Here is an 18659-nt window from a genome sequence, read left to right as displayed (position 1 = left end):
GAGGGATGGCTTGCACGCTCCGTGGGGCACGCCTGGGGCAGGGTGCATAGGGAGGCGCTGAAGAGCTCGTCACGGAGGGCGCGGCATGCGGCCTGTAAATCTGCCGTCCGAGGTTTCCGTGGACGTCGTCCGTCTGCTGGCCCGAGCAACGGGCCCACGGTCTCGCCCACCCGTCCCTCCATTCCCCCACAGGTCACAGCCCTGTTCACTGCTGACGCGATCACTCTCTTCTAACCACCCTCCACGACGTGCGGCTCTACGATCCGGTTGTGGACCACGCCTACGCAATAGAGACGCTCACCAAGTTCCTCGACGGGGTCAATCAGCACCTGTCCGACCTGGACAGCGCGAACATGAGGGAAGGGGTAACCCCGACTGATGCGCCCCAAGAGTTGGAGCTTGAGGAGGTACGGGCACGGCTGATCGAAAGTACCTACGTGCCCAACCTCGGAGGCTACGTTGTCGACGAGTGGAGTCAGCGTGAGCGCTGGTGGATAGCCCGGGAAGCCGCCATCCAAGCCCTCGGCCGGGCCCAGTCGGCTGAAGAGATAGCAGTGTTCCTGCGGCCTGCCTCGCCCTCGATCGCCGCTGACGACCTTCACCCCTGGGTATGGGAGCCGGCCGCACAGCTCTGGGCCGCTGGGGCCCGTCAGGACGCCGTCCTCACGGCAGCCCGCACGGTCAATCGTCGCCTCCAGCAGAAACTGAATCGCCATGACATCGGCGAGACAGACCTCTGCATGCAGAGCTTCGACATGAAAGCACCAGCCGCGGGCAAGCCCCGCCTGCGATTCGACGGGGACCGGAGCACCCCAACCTGGAAGGCTCGACAGGACGGCGCCAAGTACACGTCCGCCGGGGCTTTCCTGGCCATCCGGAACCTCGCTGCGCATGAGGACGAGGTGAGTTGGACCCAGCAGGAAGCACTGGAGTATCTGGCGACCTTCTCCGTCATCGCGCGGTGGATCGAGGAATGCATGGTCGAGACGGCGCCCTAACGCCACACGCTACGCACGGTATGCGATAGAGCCCTGTCGCAGCGACGTTCTCTTGGAGCATACGCGCAGGTCAACAGCACTATGCGAGGTCATCTCGGCATGCCCTCCGGAGCCGTGTGCGCAGGTTCGAATCCTGCCGGGGGCACAGAAGCCGGATCAGCGCGATCAACCCGCTGACCAGCCAAAGTGCCAGACATCAAGAGCCGGACCCAGTCCTAATGGGTCCGGCTCTTTGTCATGGTTGCGCACTGATCGCGAGTGAGCAGCGAGTGGGTTTCAGGAACCTAAAGGCCGGTAGCGGACGGCGGGGCATGGGCGTGCCGTGGGTGTACGAGCTCAGGGCAGTGAAGCTCAGGGCAGTTGAGTGGTCCAGAACATCGGGCAGCTTTGGCTCAGCCCTTGCACCCGTTGTCGTCCCGATAGCCGATCTCGGGATCGTCGGCTTGGCGTCTCTTGCTTCGGCAGGCCCTTCACGTGCCCGGAACTGTGGCTTCCATCATGGCGGATGTGATCTTGTCCTGGTGAGATCGGCGGATGCTCGGTTTCCTCCTCCGTCTCCTGCCGTTCTGGGTCCGCGAGCCCCTGCTCATCGCGGTGGGGTCTGTTCTCGGCGTACGCATCATGTATCTCGCCGTCCGCGATCACGATCGGGTCGCGGCCGGTCTCGGCGTGGTGTTCCTCGTGTTCACCGCAATACGCGTCTACGCGGTGATCCGGGCCCTGCGCGCACGCCGGAACCCGAGTCCGACAGCCTCCGCAGACGGGGCGGCAGTCGATGCTGCCGCCCAGCCCCAGCCCCAGCCCCAGGCCGAAACCGGGCCGCGTCCCGGCCCGGACACTCCGAAGAAGGAGAAGGAGGAGGAGCACAACGCATGGGGCCAGGCCTTCGCGGCCGTGGCCGTGTTCGGGGCACTCGCGGCCGCGCTGTGGCTGGCCCCACGCTTCACGCCGTCCGACGACAACATCACCCGGCCCGCCTCGTGTTCGGGCGGGACACACGAGGAGCTTCCGAAGGCCTTCAAGGACACGCCCCGACCTGTGACCGGTGAAGAGCTGTGCAAGGCGCTCAACCGGCCAGAGCTGGCCAAGCTCCTTGGAACGCCTGAAGAGACCGCGACCACTGCTTCCAGCAGCAACAACACCGCTCCTCTGACTGATGGGAAGGTCGCCGAACCGGAGGCCGAGGTCACGTTCGACACGTACACCGTGAATGTCTCGGCCACTTACAACAAGCTGTCGATCGACCAGTACGTGAAGCTGATGAAGTTCGGGGATGAGAAGGACATCAAGACGCTTACGGTTCTCGGTCGGCCCGCGGTCCTCGCCTCGGATCACACCATGAGGCTCGAGATCAATCTCGGGAGTGGCGGATCCGGCGGACCGGTCGAAGAAGGCCCCCTGGCCAGGACGCTGTCCGTGGCCCTGGACCGTAATGACCGAGGCGGCTACTGCGAAATCACCGTGTGGAGCACGTCCGGAGCCCTCCCGAACGACAGCGCTCTCCTCGACATCGCCGAGAAGGTTCTTCCGAGGATCCCCGAACGACCTGTCCGCTGAGACGCCGCAGACATCTCGGCGAAAAGATCGGTCCAGTCGCGCCGCCGGCGACGGCATCAGTCCAGGTCGGTCAGCTGCGCGGCCCCGAGACCGAAAGGAATCGGGGCTTGCCTTAGGGCGCGTCCGATGAATCGTGTGACAGACGGTCGTTCGGGTTGTCGGGTCGTTCTGTTCGGTGTGGGCGGGATGAGATCTCTGACGCGGAGTGGGTGCTGCTCGAACCGCATCTGCCGAAGAGCACTGGCCGAGACAGACGCTGGAAGAGCCATCGCGTGGTAATCAACGGAATCTTGTTCCGGCTGCGCACAGGCAGCCTCTGAAGAGACATTCCTGAGCGGTTCGGGAAATGGAGACGAGGCTCTGGGGCGTTCCCGGGATGGACTCACCACGAAGATTCACTTGGTTGGTGAGGGCGGTCTGCGGCCCCTTGCCTTCTTGATCACGCCGGGGCAGTGGGGTGACGCGCCGCAGATGATCCCGGTTCTGGAGCGCGTTCGAGTACCGCGAGTGGGAGGTGGGCATCCGCGCACGCGGCCGGACCATCTGAGCGCGGACAAAGCGTATTCCTCACGCAGCAACCGCCGTTACCTCCGCCGGCGCCAGGTCAGCCACACGATCCCGGAGCCTCACAACCAGCGGGCCAACCGGCGCCGCCGCCAAAGTGCGGGCGGCGGGCCACCGGCTTTGACCAGGAGCGGTATGCCCATCGGAACGAAGTCGAGCGACTGATCGGCAAGCTGAAGATCTACAGGGCTGTTGCAACACGCTTCGACAAGCGGGCGTTTGTCTTTCAAGGCACGGTCACCCTTGCAGCGATCCGGCTCTGGCTCCGTTCGTGAAGCTCAGCGCGGGAGTCGAGTCACGGTGCCGGAGCCAGCGGCACGACCGCGCTGACGGAATGCGAAAGGCTGGGCTTCCTCCAGGGCAACGGGTTCTTCGAGGGTGACTGTCACTTCGGCCCCGTGAAGGGGCCGCACCACATCCACCCCGTGAAGCGTGACAGTGCCCCATACTGCGGCGCTGCGGCTGTGGAAGCGAAGGCGATCGCCGGACACTACGTCCGCACCGCCCTGTTCCTCGGACAGCAGGGTGATGTCCGCAGCGAAGCAGGCGTGGGCGCTGATCGAGCCCGGTGTCGCAAGCACGTGGCCCCGCTCAACCGCGTCCGCTGCTATGCCACGCAGCAGCACCCCCACGTTCATGTCCGCACCGGCCTCGTCGATACGTACGTGACTCGCATCGATGTCCGCCACACGGGCGGTTGCGCCGCCCCCCAGGCCGACGATCTCCACCTCGTCACCCTTGCGTACCCGCCCACGCTCGATCCGGCCCGTCAGCATGACCATCCTGCCCTGTTGCAGGCAGAAGACATCCTCGACAGACATCAAGAATGGCTTCTCCACCGCATTCACCACTGACTGACCTATAGATTCACCCATGGTTCCCCCGTGGCCCGTACGTGACTGCACACGCAGCGACTACCACGGGCTGAGGCTAACAACGCGTACTACCCGTACAACCGAGGGGCTCCGACGCAGTCCAGACTGCGACCTACCGGACACGCTCTAGTCGCCTTCTCCCCAGCCCATGGCTTTCTCGATCTTGCTATTGTTCAGCTCCTCGTGGCCAGTTGGTGAGGCAGGTATGCCGCAGGTCGGACGGCCGCTTGCCGAGCGGGGAAGCCGCCTTGTCCGGTGGGGGGGGAGACCGATCGGCCGGGCCTCCTGCCAGACGCGCCAGTAGCTGGAGGTTCCGAGCACGTCTCCGCGCTCGTTCTGGAAGATCCTGCCGTCCTTGGCCTTGCCGAACTCCTTGATGTGCGTGCGAAGGATCGCAACCAGCAGGGGCGGTGCGGGGACCGGTCTATCTGAGTTGACCTCGCGGGCTTTCAAACCCCGCTTGTCGTGGGGCTTCCCTGAGTCGGTCCACTTCTTGTTGGACACAGGCAGCAAGTGCCAGGCGCCGGAGGCGGGTTGGAAGCTGAGGGCGTATTCGGCTTCGTCGACGTCGCGGCCGGTGACGTGCAGGATGCCGTCCGCCTGCCCGCGTGCCCGTTTCAGTACGAGCGTGGCGTCTGCCGCGCCCGCGATGCCGTTGGTCCCGGAGACCTCGGTCAGGAAGTCGTCCGAGCCTGCCTTGCGGACGTGGTGGACCATGACGACGGCGATGCCGTAGTGGTCGGCGAGCCGCTTGGCGTAGCCGACGGGGACGTCGTCCGCGTTGTACGCGGACACGCCTTGCGGGGCTTGGCCGCGCATCTTGGCGAAGACGTCGATGACGACCATGCGGGCGTCGGGGTTGCGGTCCAGCCACTGTGCGATGGCTTCGGTGCCGCCCTGGGGTAAGGGTGGGCACTCGGTGACGAGGGTCAGTCCGGCGGGCGCCTGCTGGCTTCCCAGGAGCTTGCGCCAGGACTTGCCGACGCTTCTGGTGCGCATGCTGGACCGAAGACCTCACCAAGACAGAGCGGCCGGCCTTTCACAGCTCCTTCGACGCCCACTCGGTCGGCCAGGCGGACCGCTGGATGGCGATCGCGCTGCGCACCATCACGCCCGCGCTGGACCGCAGGGCTTCCGACGAGGCCTGGGAGTGGCTGTACGAGGGCCGCATCGAGACGAGAGGCGCTCTCCTGTGCTCGGATGCTCGGAGCCCTGCGCGGTCACGATCAACCAGGGCGTCACGCGCATCACTTGGACGACCCGACGCATGCTCTTCCTACCCATGGCGCACCCGCGGAGTCTTGAACTTCCCTCCTGCGCGTACGAGGCCCATGCCCGTACGGGATGGGAGCTGGGGTGAGTGGTGGGTTGAGACGGCGAAAGCCCACCAACGCCTGCATGGTCAGTAACGCGTGCGGTTCCACTTGACGCCGAACCGCTCTCCCGAGATGCACCAGAGTTGCCGAAGTGAGATTCTTATGGCACGGGGCCGTCAAATGCCCTCGCCAGCGATGCGGAGCCCACCGAGTGGCTTCAAGATCCGCGAGGTGTCGACATGAAAAATGGACACGTCATAGCGGCCGCAGTTCTACTGGCTCCCATCCCGTTCATGGGCATGACGGAGCCTGCTGCGGCAAATGCGATTCACACTGTCGTCGTCAAAGGAACTGTTCGCGCATACGACGGCGGGCCAGTCTTCGGCGGCTCCCACAACGTTACTAAAACCATCAGCAGAACAGTCGACCTTAGACATGGGGGACAAGACCGGCACTTGCGGTTCACGGCGTGCGCAGGCGGTGAGACCAGGGCTGATCTGATCGTCGACTTGCGGCTCAACAGCGCGGAACAGATCGTTGCCGACTCAACGCTGTACCTCTTCGAGGGGTCGTCGTGCAACTCCGACGATCAGGACGGGTCTCAGAGCGTCAGAAATCCAAAACCGATTTCCATAGATCAATCGCGACACCGGTTCCTTAAGGTTTTCAACAACGAGTTCCAGTCGTTCGACTTCGTTACAGCAGACTTCACCGTGACCCATAACGTCCAACCACCGAAGGAGCCCTCGGGTCTGGTCGCCACTCATGTCCAGGGGGACATGCACACCATTCACCTGGCGTGGGAGGACAACGCTACCGATGAAACCGGGTATGAAGTCCGCAATACCACCACCGGCGCAACTGCTCGCATAGCGCCAAACAGAACAACAATTGCATGGCCTAGCCCCCTGAGGTTCAAGCAGTGCTTCCAAGTCCGGGCGCTCGGCAACCCGAAGCCATCGAACTGGTCGCCCGCGAACCCCCAAGCGGCGTGTGGAATTTGATCAACAGCACGCGTGGTGCAGGCTGCCGCCCGCTGTGGATGCCGGGGCGTCGGCCCAGGCCTGGGCCGCCTTGGCAAGCGAGTCGCCCCAGGTCAATGGCGACTGGCCGACCTGTCGGCGCACGCCGTTGGTCTCGGAGAGGATGGCCTGTTGGATCGGAGGGGCCGACCTCGGAGACGGTCGCGGAAGCGCCCCTCGTCAGTATCGTGCCACCGGTCGACAGCGCCGCCGCGACGATGGTCGCGGCGCGACGGTGCAGCAGAGTGGGGTTCTCCATTGCGACTCCCTGGGCGCACGGAAAACAGCAGTGACGAGAAGGCCTGCTGGGGAGTTTCGGCGTGGAGCACGGCTGCCACGGAAGCGGGCCACACCGCCAACTCATGCCGTGGCCAGACAGGCATCGGCGACAAAGTGGTCTCGTCGGCGGCCGCATGGCCGCATGGCCCCATGGCCGCACTCGGTACGACCAGCCTATGACGGGGGGCCCGTGCAGCGACCAGGGTCACCGCGGCGCGGGGCCAGGGATCGTGGGTTCACATGCCGCCGTGGCGAGGGGGCACCGCCGTAGGGGAGGTAGGGAGGGAGGTGTGGGGAAGTGGTTGTGGTGGTAACTCCGGTGGGGTCGCGGTTAGTTCAGCGGGGACGGAGTACGGTCGGGATGCTGCGTCGCGCAATCGTCCGGTCCCGAGCCCCAGTTGGCATCGAGTGATCGCAGTCTCCCGACCCCGATCTCGAACTCGGCGAGGCTCAGCCGTGCCAGACGGCTCGGACCTCTTCGGCGTACTCGGCCGCTTGGCGCAGGCCTGCCTCGGCCGCGCCCGGGATGCGGGACGCGTCCAGCGCGTTGCGGCCGAACGCGCGGCGGGCCGCTCGGTCCGGGACCAGCAGGGCGGCCCGGGTACCGCCCGCCTCGAGGGAGGCCACCTGATCGAAGGCGCTCGGGGTCGCGCCCGGCACGTCGGGGATCGGGGCCAGGACCACAACCCGTCGGCAGTCGTGCGCCAAGTCGGCGTTGGTCGTGGAGCGTACGCCCCCGTCCATCCAGCGGCCCGCCCCGATCGTGATCGGCGGGAACAGTGGTGGCAGTGCGCACGTGGCCGACATCGCCGTCACCAGGTCGACGCCGCTGTCGGCGCTGAAGCCGGTCGGTTCGCCGGTGAGCGCATCCACCGCGAACAGCCGCACGGGCCGATCCGGCCAGTCCTGAACCGGCAGTTGGGGGCGGATCGCGTCGAACACGTCGGCCTCCGTCACGTCGCGCACGTTCAGGGAGAGCCGGCCCAGCCGCTTGACCACGGTCGCCGGATCGCGCGAACCGAGCGCGGCCCACAGGTACTTGACCGTCATGAAGAAGGTGAAGTCCACCTCCATCATGGCTCGCTTCCGGGCGACCTGTACCTCGTACAAGTCGGCGGGCGCCGCTCCTGCGGCCAGTTCCACGGCGATCAGCGAGCCGGCCGACGTGCCGGCGAGCACGTCGGCGTCGCCGAGGTGCAGCCCCGCGTCGGCCAGCCCCGCCAGCATCCCGACCTGCCATGCGTACGCGGTCAGGCCGCCCCCGCCCAACACCAACGCCGTATCGGCCACGTCCACCCTCCCCACCAACGGGGACCGATCCCCGTTTCGCGCCTTGACGCTAGCACGTAACCGGGGAGCGATCCCCGTTTCTGCAGTACCCAATCGCAGCACCCAATCGCAGTAACCAGTCGCAGTACCCAGACGAGGTGACCGGGCATGAAGTGACCGACACGGATGCGCCCCGAAATAGGCGGTTATGGGCTGCTCCTGCTGGCATAGTGCGGCCATGGAGATCCACGACCCCCGGCAGCCGAGTCAGTTCCATGGCCTGCGCGGCCTCCGTGGCCTCCGTGGTCTCCCGGGCCTCCGTGGTCTCCCACGCCCCCGTACCCGCCGTACCGCCCTCCTCCTCACCCTCACCGGCGCCGTCGGGATCGGCGGTGCCGTCGTCCTCGTCGGCGCCCTCCCCCACGGAGACCACCCCTCCCCCGCCCGCCCAGGAACCCTCGCCACCACCGCCCCCGCCGGATCACCCGGCGCGGCCCCCTCCCCCGGTGCCCCGGGTATCGGCGACCCGCTTCTGCCGCTCGACGGCAACGGGGGGTACACGGTCAGCCGCTACACGCTCGCCTTCGACTGGCGGGCGCCCAGGACGCGCTTCGAAGCCAGTACGACCATCAGCGCGAGCGCCACGCAGGCCCTGTCCCGCTTCGACCTCGACTTCGCGGGCAACACGCTGCACTCGGTCACCGTGGACGACGTACCGGCGGGGACCACGCGCGACGGTGACGAGCTCGTCGTCACGCCCGCGAAGCCGATCCCCCAGGGCAGCGCGTTCACCGTGCGGGTCACCTACACCGCCGACCCGACACAGCGAAGGCACCGCGGCGACGCGATCGGAGACTACGGCTGGGTGCCCACGCCCGACGGCACCGTGCTCTATCCGCAGCCCGACGGCGCCAAGATGATCTTCCCGGCGAACGACCATCCGAGCCTGCGGGCGCCGGTCACCTTCCTCATCACCACTCCACCGGGTGTCAGCGCGGTGGCCAACGGGCGGCTCGTCGAGCGCGCCCCGCGGCCCGACGGACGGGTCCTGTGGACGTACGACTCCGAGCAGCCGGTCGCGGCGCAACTGGTGCAGATGGCGATCGGGAAGTTCACGTTCGTCGAGAGCACCGGTCCGCACGGGCTGCCCGTCCGGGACGCGGTCCCCGGTGACCTGGTCAACGGGACCAAGGCCTATCGCTCGCTCACGCCCGAACACCTGGCCTGGCTGGAACAACGGCTCGGCCCGTACCCCTTTCGCCGTTACGGCGTGCTGGTCGGGGACACCGACCTGCCGGTGGCGCTGGAGTCGCAGTCGCTGTCCCTTGTGCCGAAGGGCGACCTGCAGGGTGACCGGGTCGACGCCGAGCGCGACCTCGTACACGAGCTGACCCATCAGTGGACCGGCGACAGCGTGGCCATCCGGCGGTGGTCCGACCTGTGGCTGAGCGAGGGGCACGCCCGTTTCTACGAGCGTCTCTACTCCGAGGCGCACGGCGGCGACAGCATCGAGTCCGCGATGCGGGCGGCGTACGAGCAGCACGACCAGTGGCGTCACGACGAAGGGGCGCCCGCCGAACCCCGCACCGAGGCAGCCCTGTTCAAGCAGGTGCGGTACGACGGCTCGGCGCTGGTGCTCTACGCCCTCCGGGAGAAGGTCGGCGAGGGGACCTTCGAGAAGATCGAGCGGTCCTGGGTGACGAAGTACCAGGGGCGGGTGGCCGGTACCCAGGACTTCGTCGCGCTCGCGTCCGAGGCGGCGGGCGAGGACCTGAAGCCGTTCCTGACGCCGTGGCTGTACGGGGACCGCACCCCGCCCATGCCGGGACACCCCGACTGGTAGGTGGACCCGGTCCAGGACTGAGCCGTCACCTCCCTCGTACGACGGGACTCCCGTGCACCCCGTACGACGGCACTCGCGCGCCGTACGACGGCACTCCCGCGCGTCCGTACGACGGCACTCCCGCGCGCCGCGGCGGGCTCGCGCCGACTCCCCGCCGTGGCGGACGTTCTGCCGCCGACCGGGTGGCCTCTGCCGGGTGGCTGGGCCACACCAGTGACGCTTGGCGCGACGGGGCGTGTCGAGCACGGAAACGTACGGGGGGTGATGCAGAGGGCAACTCCTTTGTCCTGATTGCGACGAGCATGATTGGAGACCCTTGCGATGAGAAGACGTGTCGCCCCCCGTGTCCCCAACTCCCCACGTGAGCACCGTCGTACAGTCCGCATGACCGCCTCCGCGGCGCTCCTGATGCCGCTGCTGGCCGGCCCGGCGGCGTGCGCCGGAGGGACATCGGCCGACCGCCAGCTTCAGAACGTCTTCACGAACGCCGCGAACGAATACCACGTGCCGCGCAGTGTGCTTCTGGGCGTGTCCTATCTGCAGTCGCGATGGGACGCCCGGCCGGGCACCCCGAGCGTCGTCGGCGGCTACGGGCCGATGCACCTGGTCGACGCCCGCCAGGCCAAGGGCAACTCCCCGACAACGGCTCCGTCGCAGTCGCACCGCGGAGGTGCCGAGCCGCCCGCGGCCGCGGCGGGGCCCTCGGCCTCGCCCGGGGCGGGCTCCCCGGGCGGACACTCCGCGCAGCCCGCGGACCTGCGCCGGGCCGCAGGCCTGATCGGAGCCCCGGTGGCGCGACTGCGCACCGATGCCGCCGCCAACGTACGCGGAGGTGCGGCGCTTCTCGCGGAGACACAACGACAGCTCGGCAAGCCGCTCAGCGCCAACCCGGCGGACTGGTGGGAGGCGGTGGCACGCTTCCCGGGGACGGGCGACACCGCGTCGGCGGCGGAGTACGCGAACAACGTCTTCGCGCTGATCCGCAAGGGCGCGCACCGCACCACCGACTCCGGACAGCAGGTCACCCTCCCCGCCAGCCCGGGCGTACACCCCCGCACCTCTCACCCCGAGGCGGCACGGCGGCCCAAGGAGGTCGAGTGTCCCGCGGGGCTGACCTGCGACTGGCTCGCCGCGCCGTACGTCGAGTACAACGACAACGGCGACTACGGCAATCACGACCTGGCCGACCGGCCCAGGGACCAGAAGATCGAGTACATCGTCATCCACGACACGGAGGCGGACCTGCCGTCCATGCGTCAGACCGTGCAGGATCCGACGGAGGCGTCCTGGCACTACTCGATCCGCTCCAAGGACGGCCATGTCACCCAGCACATCAGGACCAAGGACGTGGCCTGGCACTCCGGGAACCAGTTCGTGAACGCCCGTTCGATCGGCATCGAGCACGAGGGGTTCCTCAGAAAGCCCGACGCCTGGTACACGGAGCAGATGTACCAGGCCTCGGCCAAACTGGTGCGTTACCTGGCGAAGAAGTACGACATCCCGCTCGACCGTCAGCACATCTTCGGGCATGACAACGTCGCGTCGCCGACCGCCTCGAGCATCCCCGACATGCACGACGACCCCGGCCCCTTCTGGGACTGGCGGCACTACTTCGACCTCCTCGGCGCGCCCCTGCGTGCCACGGCCGGGCCCGACAGCGACCTGGTGACCGTGCTGCCGGACTTCGGCACGCACAAGCCGGTGTTCACGGGGTGCACCAAGAGCGGTGTGAAGTGCGCGCCGCACGGCTCCAGCGCCGTCCGCCTGCACACCGAGCCGGACGAGCACGCGCCACTGATCCAGGACCCGGGCCGGCGCCCCGACGGCGAGGACTCCACGGAGGACGTCAACGACCTGGGGTCGCGGGTCTCCGCCGGCCAGACCTACGCGGTCGCCGGACGCAGAGGCGACTGGACGGCGATCTGGTACCTGGGCCACAAGGCGTGGTTCAAGAACCCGAAGAACCATCCGACGGCCGTCGGCGCGAGCGGCCGGTTCGTGACTCCGAAGGAGGGCTTGAGCGAGATCCCGGTGTTCGGGCGTGCCCTGCCGGAGGAGGAGGCCTACCCGGAGGGAGTGGAACAGCAGTCCGAGTCCCCACTCCCGTACAGCCTCCTCGCGGGCCAGCGGTACGTGGCCCAGTCCCGGCCCGTCGGTTCCTACATCGACAGGTCGACCTTCAGCGACACACCGAGCCTGGTGGTGACGGGGCGCGAGGAGTACTACGAGATCCAGTTCGGCCACCGGATCGCCTACGTCCGCGCGAGCGACGTGGACCTGGTGCGTGTACCCGGCACGGAGAAGGCGCCGTCGGGGCACGCGGCGCCCCCTGCCGGGCAGTAACGGGGTCCCGGTCCGAGCCGAGCCGGAGGCGTCCACGCGACCGCGTGGACGCCTCCGGCTCAGGCATGCATGGGGTGCCGGGAGGCTCAGACGTGATGGGGTGCCGGGCGACTCAGGCGTGATGGGGTGCCCGGCGGCAGTTCTCTTCGTGGACGCCCACGCGCCCTTTCCACGCGCCCGTGTACGGCCGGAGGCCCGGCCGCGCGCCCGCGCCTCTCCTCAAGACCTTCACAGATCTCCAGGTCTCCGCAGATCTCCGCGTCCCCACAGATCTCCGCCTGCCCAGGGTCCTCCACGTCCGCGTGTCGCGACCCCGTCGGTGGCGTCCGCCCGCCCGTCCGGATCTGGTACACGCCACTCGTACGCAGTAAGGCGAATCCCGTGCGCAACTCCTCGCCGGCCCTCCGGACGGGATCGTGGACGAGGAGTGAAAACGGGTGGCGACCGCTCTGTGCCGCGGGCATCGGGCGTCAGCAGCAAGAACCCCCTGACGCCGTCGAAGGACAGTGCCATCCCGACACGATCCAGTTCGAGTGGCAGCCCCACGGATGGGCGGCTAAGACTGAGTCAACGGTCTTGTGACCGGGCCGGTTTCGTGACCGGAGAACAGATTCCGACCTCATGGCTTCCGGATTACTCGCTCCGGCCATCGAAAGGCGCGCGTGCAGGGCGTCGACCGTATTGGCAGGCGGCGTTCGAAAGTTCCTCAAGGAGCTCGTATGGAGGAGAAGTCCGTCGAAGTCCTGACGCCTGGTCCGGGTGAATCCACACTCGACAAGCGTGGGTACACAGGACCGAACAGCGGCATCGAGAAGGAACTCGCCGACGTGTTGGCCGTCGTCATCGACGTCGAACAAGTATCGGTCGAGAGTCACTTCTTCAACGACCTCGGCGCCAACTCATTGGTGATGGCCCAATTCTGCGCACGGATCAGGAAGCGGCCGGATCTCCCCTCGGCGTCGATGAAGGACATCTACCGGCACCCGACGATCCGAAGCCTGGCGACGGGTCTCGCGGACGCCGAACCGCTTCTGACCGAATCGTCGGTTCCGGCGCCGGCCACGGTGGTGACACGGGCCGGGACGGCGCGGTACGTCCTCTGCGGAGCACTTCAGTTCCTGTTCTTCATGGGATATTCATTCCTCGCCGGAATTGCCGCCGACCGGGGCTACGGATGGGTTTCCGCAGGCTCGAACGCGATCGGAATCTACCTGCGATCGCTCGTCTTCGGCTCCATCGGTTTCGTCGCTCTGTGCACTTTCCCGATCGCGGCCAAATGGATTCTCGTCGGCCGGTGGAAACCGCGTGAATTCCCGATCTGGGGACTGACATATCTGCGCTTCTGGACGGTCAAGGCGCTGATCCACGCCAACCCGATGATCTTCTTCGTCGGCAATCCCCTGTACGTGCTGTACCTGCGCGCCCTGGGCGCCCGGATCGGCAAGGGGGTCACGATCCTCTCCCGCCAGACTCCGGCCTGCCCCGACCTGCTCACAATCGGCGCCGGAACGGTGATCCGCAAGGACTCGTTCTTCCACTGCTACCGGGCGCACGCCGGGCGTATCCAGACCGGCCGGGTCACCCTGGGCCGGGACGTGTTCATCGGCGAGAAGACCGTGCTCGACATCGACACGTCGATGGGCGACGGGGCTCAGCTCGGCCACACGTCCACGCTGTACAGCGGCCAGATGGTCCCGGGCGGCCAGCAGTGGCACGGATCCCCGGCACAGCCCACCGAGCACGACTACGTGCGGATCGAGTCGGCCGCGTGCGGCGCACTGCGCCGGTTCGGCTTCGGTTTCGTCACCCTGCTGCAGGTGTTCTTCGTCTACGTGCCGCTGATGGTCGGGGGCGCGTACATGCTGATCGACCTGGTTCCGGCGTTGCACAACCGGCTGGGCCCGGGTTCGGTGGGGTTCACCTCACCGGGTCTCTACGCCGACGCGCTGGCCCTGTCCTTCGTGCTGTTCTTCGGCTTCGTCGTCTTCGGCCTGGCCGTGCTGTTCACCGTTCCGCGCCTGCTGAACCTGGTCATCCAGCCGGACAAGGTCTATCCGCTGTACGGCTTCCACTACTCGACGTTCCGCGCGATCGGGCGCATGACCAACATCAAGTTCTTCAAATGGCTGCTCGGTGACAGCTCCTACATCGTCTACTATCTGCGCGGCCTCGGATACGACTTGTCCCGGATCGAACAGACCGGGTCGAACTTCGGCACGGAAGTGCAGCACGAGAGCCCGTATCTGTGCTCGGTCGGCAGCGGCACGATGGTCGCCGACGGGCTCTCCATCGTCAACGCGGACTATTCGAGCTCCTCTTTCCGGGTGTCCAAGGCCTCGATCGGACCGCGCAACTTCATCGGGAACAACATCGCCTATCCGTCGGGGGCCAGGACGGGCGAGAACTGCCTCCTCGCGACGAAGGTGATGATTCCGCTCGAAGGCGAAGTGCGCGAAGGCGTGGGCCTGTTGGGCTCGCCGTGTTTCGAGATTCCCCGGACGGTCGAGCGCGACTCACGGTTCGACCATCTCCGCAGCGGCGAGGAGTTCCGTCGCAGTCTCGCCGCGAAGAATCGTTACAACATCCGCTCGATGCTCCTGCTCCTGACGGTGCGGTGGATCTACTTCTTCGTCCTCACGGTGGTCGCTCTCGCCGATGTCGATCTGTACGACTCCTACGGGCATGTACTGATCGCCGCGTTCCTCGTGTTCAGCCTTGCTTTCACGCCGTTCTACTTCGTGCTGGTGGAGCGCTGCATCGCCGCATTCCGCGGGCTACAACCGCAGTTGTGTTCCATCTACGAACCGTACTTCTGGTGGCACGAGCGCCTCTGGAAGGTTCCCGAGAACTACCTCAACATCTTCAACGGGACCCCTTTCAAGAGCCTGATCTGGCGGATGCTGGGCGTTCGGATCGGCAGCAGGGTCTTCGACGACGGCTGCCACCTGACGGAGCGGATGCTCACCACCATCGGGAGCGACTGCACGCTCAATGCGGGAAGCAAGATCCAGTGCCATTCGCAGGAGGACGGCACCTTCAAGTCCGACCGCAGCACGATCGGCGCCGGCTCCACGCTCGGTGTCGGCGCCCACGTCCACTACGGCGTGACGATGGGCGACGGCGCGGAACTCGCCCCCGACTCCTTCCTCATGAAGGGCGAGGAAGTCCCGGAGCGCGCCCGGTGGGGCGGAAATCCGGCGGCCGAAACGCGCGAGGCCCCCTATCAGCCTGCCGCACTGGCGTACGAGGCACAGCGTGACCGCTCCGGCCTGCAGGCCCAGTCAAACGGGAAGATGCGATGAGAGTGCAAGTGGAAGCCGATCGGGAGTTCTGGCGCGGTCAGCTCGTGGCCGGTGGGTTCACCGCGGTGCCGCGGTGGACGCCCCAGCCGGTGGCGGGCGTCGCCGACCACGAGACGACGGTCCCGGAGGACGTCGCGGGACCGCTGCGCGGGCTGGCGCAGGACCTGGCCGTACCGCTCGACTCGGTGCTGCTGGCCGCGCACGCCAAGGTGCTCGCCGCGCTGTCCGGTGAGCGCGAGATCGTGTCCGGCTACGTCCCCGCCGACGGCGGCCGGCCGTTGCCCTGCCGCCTGACGACCGAACCCCCGACGTGGCGGACCCTGCTGCTGAACGCCCATCGGGCCGCGTCGGAGCTGTTGTCGCACAAGGACTTCCCGGTCGACGACCTCAGGCGCGAACTGGGCCTCACCGAGCCGCCGTTCGAGGCCGTCTTCGATCCGGGCGGTGTGGGCGGCGACCTGGCCGAGGACACCGTGGTGTGGATCGGGTTCTCGTGGCGGGACGGCCGGCTCGTGCTGCGGCTGCGGTACCGGACCGACGTACTCGACGCGGACTGCGCCGCCCGGATCGCCGGTTACCACGTCACCGCGCTCGCCCTGATCGCCGTCGGCCCGGATGCCGAGCACGGACGGCAGGGCCTGCTCTCCGCCGAGGAACTCCGCTTCCAGTTCGAAGGGCTCGCCGGACCCCGCCGGGAGCTGCCCGATCGCCGGATGCACGAGTTGTTCGAACAGCGGGTGCGGGAACACCCGGACGCCGTCGCGGCCGTACACGGTGAACGGCGGTGGACCTACCGCGAACTCAACGCCCGGGCCAATCGGCTGGCACGCGCGCTGCTGGCGCGCGGGCTGCGCCGGGAGGACGTGGTCGCGGTGGTGACCGAACGCAACCTGGACTGGCCGGCCGCCGTGCTCGCGGTCTTCAAGGCCGGGGGCGTGTACCTGCCCATCGAGCCGCACTTCCCGGCCGGCCGCATCGCCACCACCCTCACGCGCGCCGGGTGTGCCCTCGTGCTGACCGAGCACGGCAGCACCACCACCCTCGACCAGGCCCTGGAGTCCCTGTCCGGGATCGGGAAGGTCCTCATCGACGCGGCCTACGCGGAGGACCACGCCGACGACGATCCGGGCGTGCCCGTCGCACCGGACCAACTCGCCTACATCTACTTCACTTCCGGCTCCACGGGTGAGCCGAAGGGCGCGATGTGCGAGCACGCGGGGATGCTCAACCACCTCTACGCCAAGATCGACGACCTGGGGCTCGGCAAGGGACAGGTGGTCGCGCAGACCGCGCCCCAGTGCTTCGACATCTCGCTGTGGCAACTGGTGTCCGGGCTCCTGGTCGGCGGGCAGACCCTGCTGGTGGAGCAGGAGGTGATCCTGGACGTCCAGCGGTTCGTCGACAAGATCGTCGAGGGCCGGGTCGCCGTGCTCCAGGTCGTGCCCTCGTACCTGGACGTCGTCGTGTCCTGTCTGCGGCAGCACCCCCGTGAGCTGCCGGAACTGCGATGTGTGTCGGTCACCGGCGAGGCGTTGAAGAAGGAGCTCACGGAGCGCTGGTTCGCCGTCCAGCCCGGGATCAAGCTGGTCAACGCCTACGGGCTGACCGAGACCTCGGACGACACCAACCACGAGGTCATGGACCGGGCGCCGGACCGCATCCTGCTCGGCCGCGCGGTCAACAACGTGCGCGTCTACGTCGTCGACGAACACCTCGCCCCGGTGCCACTCGGTGCCCCCGGTCTGATCGTGTTCTCCGGCGTCTGCGTCGGCCGCGGCTACATCAACGACCCCGAGCGCACCCGGCAGGCCTATCTGGCCGATCCACACCGTGCGGGCGCCCGGCTCTACCGGGGCGGCGACTACGGCCGCTGGCAGCCCGGGGGCAAGCTGGAGTTCCTCGGCCGCCGGGACACCCAGGTCAAGATCCGTGGCTTCCGGATCGAGATCGGCGAGATCGAGAACACCCTGCTGCGGGTGCCGGGAGTGCGCGACGGCGCGGTGGTCGTCGCCGAGCGGGCCGATCAGAGCAAGCACCTGGTGGCGTTCTACTCGGGCCCGCGGGCCCTCGACGGCGACGTCCTGCCGGCCCGGCTCGCCGAGTCGCTGCCCGAGTACATGGTCCCGTCGGCCTTCCACTGGCGCGAAAGCCTGCCGCTGACCGCCAACAGCAAGATCGACAGGAAGACCCTGCAGGCGCTCGCCGGAGAACTCGACGACGTCCAGGACGACTACGACGCGCCGAGCACACCGACCGAACACCGGCTGGCGGCCGCGTGGGAGAAGGTCCTCGGCATCCCACAGGACCGGATCGGACGCCGCGACCACTTCTTCGACCGCGGCGGCACCTCCCTCTCGGCGGTGAAGCTCGCCATCACCCTGGACCGCGCCGTGTCCCTCAAAGACGTCACCGCACACCCGGTCCTCGCCGACCTGGCCGCGCTGGTCGACGGCAGGTCCGAGCGGCGCCCCGGGCTGCTGCACCCGCTGTCGGAATCGGACGATGCGCGGGCCGGGGCCCTGGTGTGCTTCCCGTACGCCGGCGGCAACGCGGTGAACTTCCAGCCGCTGGCCAGGGCGCTACCACCCGGTGGGCCCGCCGTCTACGCCGTCGAGCTGCCCGGTCACGACATGGCCGCCGACAGCGAACCGTTCGCACCGATGACACAGGTGGTCGAACAGGTCGTCGACGAGATCGTCCGCCGCGGACTGACCCGGATCCTGCTGTGGGGCCACTCCTCCGGCGCCGCGCCGGCCGTGAAGACGGCCAGAAGGCTCCAGGAGCGCGGGGTGGACGTCCAGCGGGTGTTCCTCGGCGCGCAACTGCTCGGCGACGCCGCCCGCCGACGTGCCGCCATCGACGAGCTGACGGAACTGAGCGACGCCGAGATCGCCGCGCAGCTGAGCGCGGCCGGCGGGTACACCGAACTCGGCGAGCTGGACGCACGGCACGCCGAGCACGTGGGTGCCGCCTACCGGCACGACTGCGTGTCCGCACACCGCTGTTTCGCCGACCTCCTGGACAACCCGCCGACACCGAAGCTGTCCGCTCCGGTCACCGTGGTCGTCGCCGCTGACGACCCGAGCACGGCGGACCACCCGCACCGCTATCGCGACTGGGAGCTCCTGGCCGAACAGGTCGACCTGCACGAGCTCGCCGACGGCGGCCACTACTTCCCCCGCACCCGTCCGGCCGAAGTGGCACAGGCCGTTCTGCGCGCCGCCGAACTGTTCGCTCCTTCCTGAGCGACAACTGACCAGTGACAACCGACTACTGACAACCGACAACTGA

Annotated in this window: 11 protein-coding genes and 2 pseudogenes; 8 read left to right on the top strand and 5 right to left on the bottom strand. The window is 67.7% G+C overall.

Translation table 11 applies throughout. The features are described 5' to 3' along the window. Positions 1-248 precede the first annotated feature (248 nt). The 3 genes and pseudogenes from OG798_RS35110 (at position 249) to OG798_RS35100 (ending at position 3394) form a co-directional block, all read left to right on the top strand. Positions 249-998 carry a TIGR02391 family protein gene (locus OG798_RS35110; protein WP_328758236.1) on the top strand — a complete coding sequence of 250 codons (750 nt, stop codon included), beginning with the start codon at positions 249-251 and terminating at the stop codon, positions 996-998. Between the two features lie 534 nt (positions 999-1532). Further along, on the top strand, positions 1533-2555 hold the full coding sequence (locus tag OG798_RS35105) for a DUF6215 domain-containing protein (protein ID WP_328758235.1): 1023 nt from the start codon (positions 1533-1535) through the stop codon (positions 2553-2555). Between the two features lie 155 nt (positions 2556-2710). After that, a pseudogene (locus OG798_RS35100) lies at positions 2711-3394 on the top strand (IS5 family transposase). A gap of 3 nt (positions 3395-3397) precedes the next feature. On the opposite strand, the gene OG798_RS35095 reads toward OG798_RS35100, so the two are convergent. From OG798_RS35095 to OG798_RS35085, 3 genes and pseudogenes are all read right to left on the bottom strand, one after another. Next, positions 3398-3940 (bottom strand): EF-Tu/IF-2/RF-3 family GTPase, encoded by a 543-nt coding sequence (locus OG798_RS35095; protein ID WP_328758234.1) that lies wholly within the window; start codon positions 3938-3940, stop codon positions 3398-3400. Positions 3941-4120: 180 nt separating this feature from the next. Continuing rightward, positions 4121-4960: pseudogene (locus OG798_RS35090) on the bottom strand (AAA family ATPase); the annotation flags it as partial. 73 nt (positions 4961-5033) lie between these two features. Then, entirely contained in the window at positions 5034-5165 is a 132-nt protein-coding gene (locus OG798_RS35085) for a hypothetical protein (protein WP_328758233.1), read from the bottom strand. Positions 5166-5549: 384 nt separating this feature from the next. Here OG798_RS35085 and OG798_RS35080 point away from each other — a divergent pair, with 384 nt between their 5' ends. Further along, positions 5550-6314 (top strand): hypothetical protein, encoded by a 765-nt coding sequence (locus OG798_RS35080; protein ID WP_147474168.1) that lies wholly within the window; start codon positions 5550-5552, stop codon positions 6312-6314. Here the strand turns inward: OG798_RS35080 and OG798_RS56625 are convergent, their stop codons facing one another. Then, positions 6315-6458 carry a CAP domain-containing protein gene (locus OG798_RS56625; RefSeq protein ID WP_353962283.1) on the bottom strand — a complete coding sequence of 48 codons (144 nt, stop codon included), beginning with the start codon at positions 6456-6458 and terminating at the stop codon, positions 6315-6317. A gap of 603 nt (positions 6459-7061) precedes the next feature. Beyond that, positions 7062-7901 (bottom strand): patatin-like phospholipase family protein, encoded by an 840-nt coding sequence (locus tag OG798_RS35075; RefSeq protein ID WP_328758232.1) that lies wholly within the window; start codon positions 7899-7901, stop codon positions 7062-7064. Between the two features lie 217 nt (positions 7902-8118). Between OG798_RS35075 and OG798_RS35070 the strand changes: the two genes are divergently transcribed. The 4 genes from OG798_RS35070 (at position 8119) to OG798_RS35055 (ending at position 18613) form a co-directional block, all read left to right on the top strand. Further along, positions 8119-9723: a M1 family aminopeptidase gene (locus OG798_RS35070; protein WP_328758231.1), complete on the top strand. Its 1605-nt coding sequence runs from the start codon at positions 8119-8121 to the stop codon at positions 9721-9723. 384 nt (positions 9724-10107) lie between these two features. Continuing rightward, positions 10108-12066, top strand: coding sequence for a peptidoglycan recognition family protein (locus tag OG798_RS35065; RefSeq protein ID WP_097224787.1), 1959 nt, complete (start codon positions 10108-10110; stop codon positions 12064-12066). Between the two features lie 719 nt (positions 12067-12785). Beyond that, entirely contained in the window at positions 12786-15368 is a 2583-nt protein-coding gene (locus OG798_RS35060; protein ID WP_097224788.1) for a Pls/PosA family non-ribosomal peptide synthetase, read from the top strand. Beyond that, entirely contained in the window at positions 15365-18613 is a 3249-nt protein-coding gene (locus OG798_RS35055; protein ID WP_267062808.1) for a non-ribosomal peptide synthetase, read from the top strand. The genes OG798_RS35060 and OG798_RS35055 overlap by 4 nt, the downstream gene beginning before the upstream one ends. Positions 18614-18659: the final 46 nt, after the last annotated feature.

The sequence above is a fragment of the Streptomyces sp. NBC_00271 genome (genome assembly GCF_036178845.1).
Lineage (GTDB): Bacteria > Actinomycetota > Actinomycetes > Streptomycetales > Streptomycetaceae > Streptomyces.
Note: the sequence above shows the minus strand (reverse complement) of the source record. Positions and strands in the feature narration are given on the sequence as shown.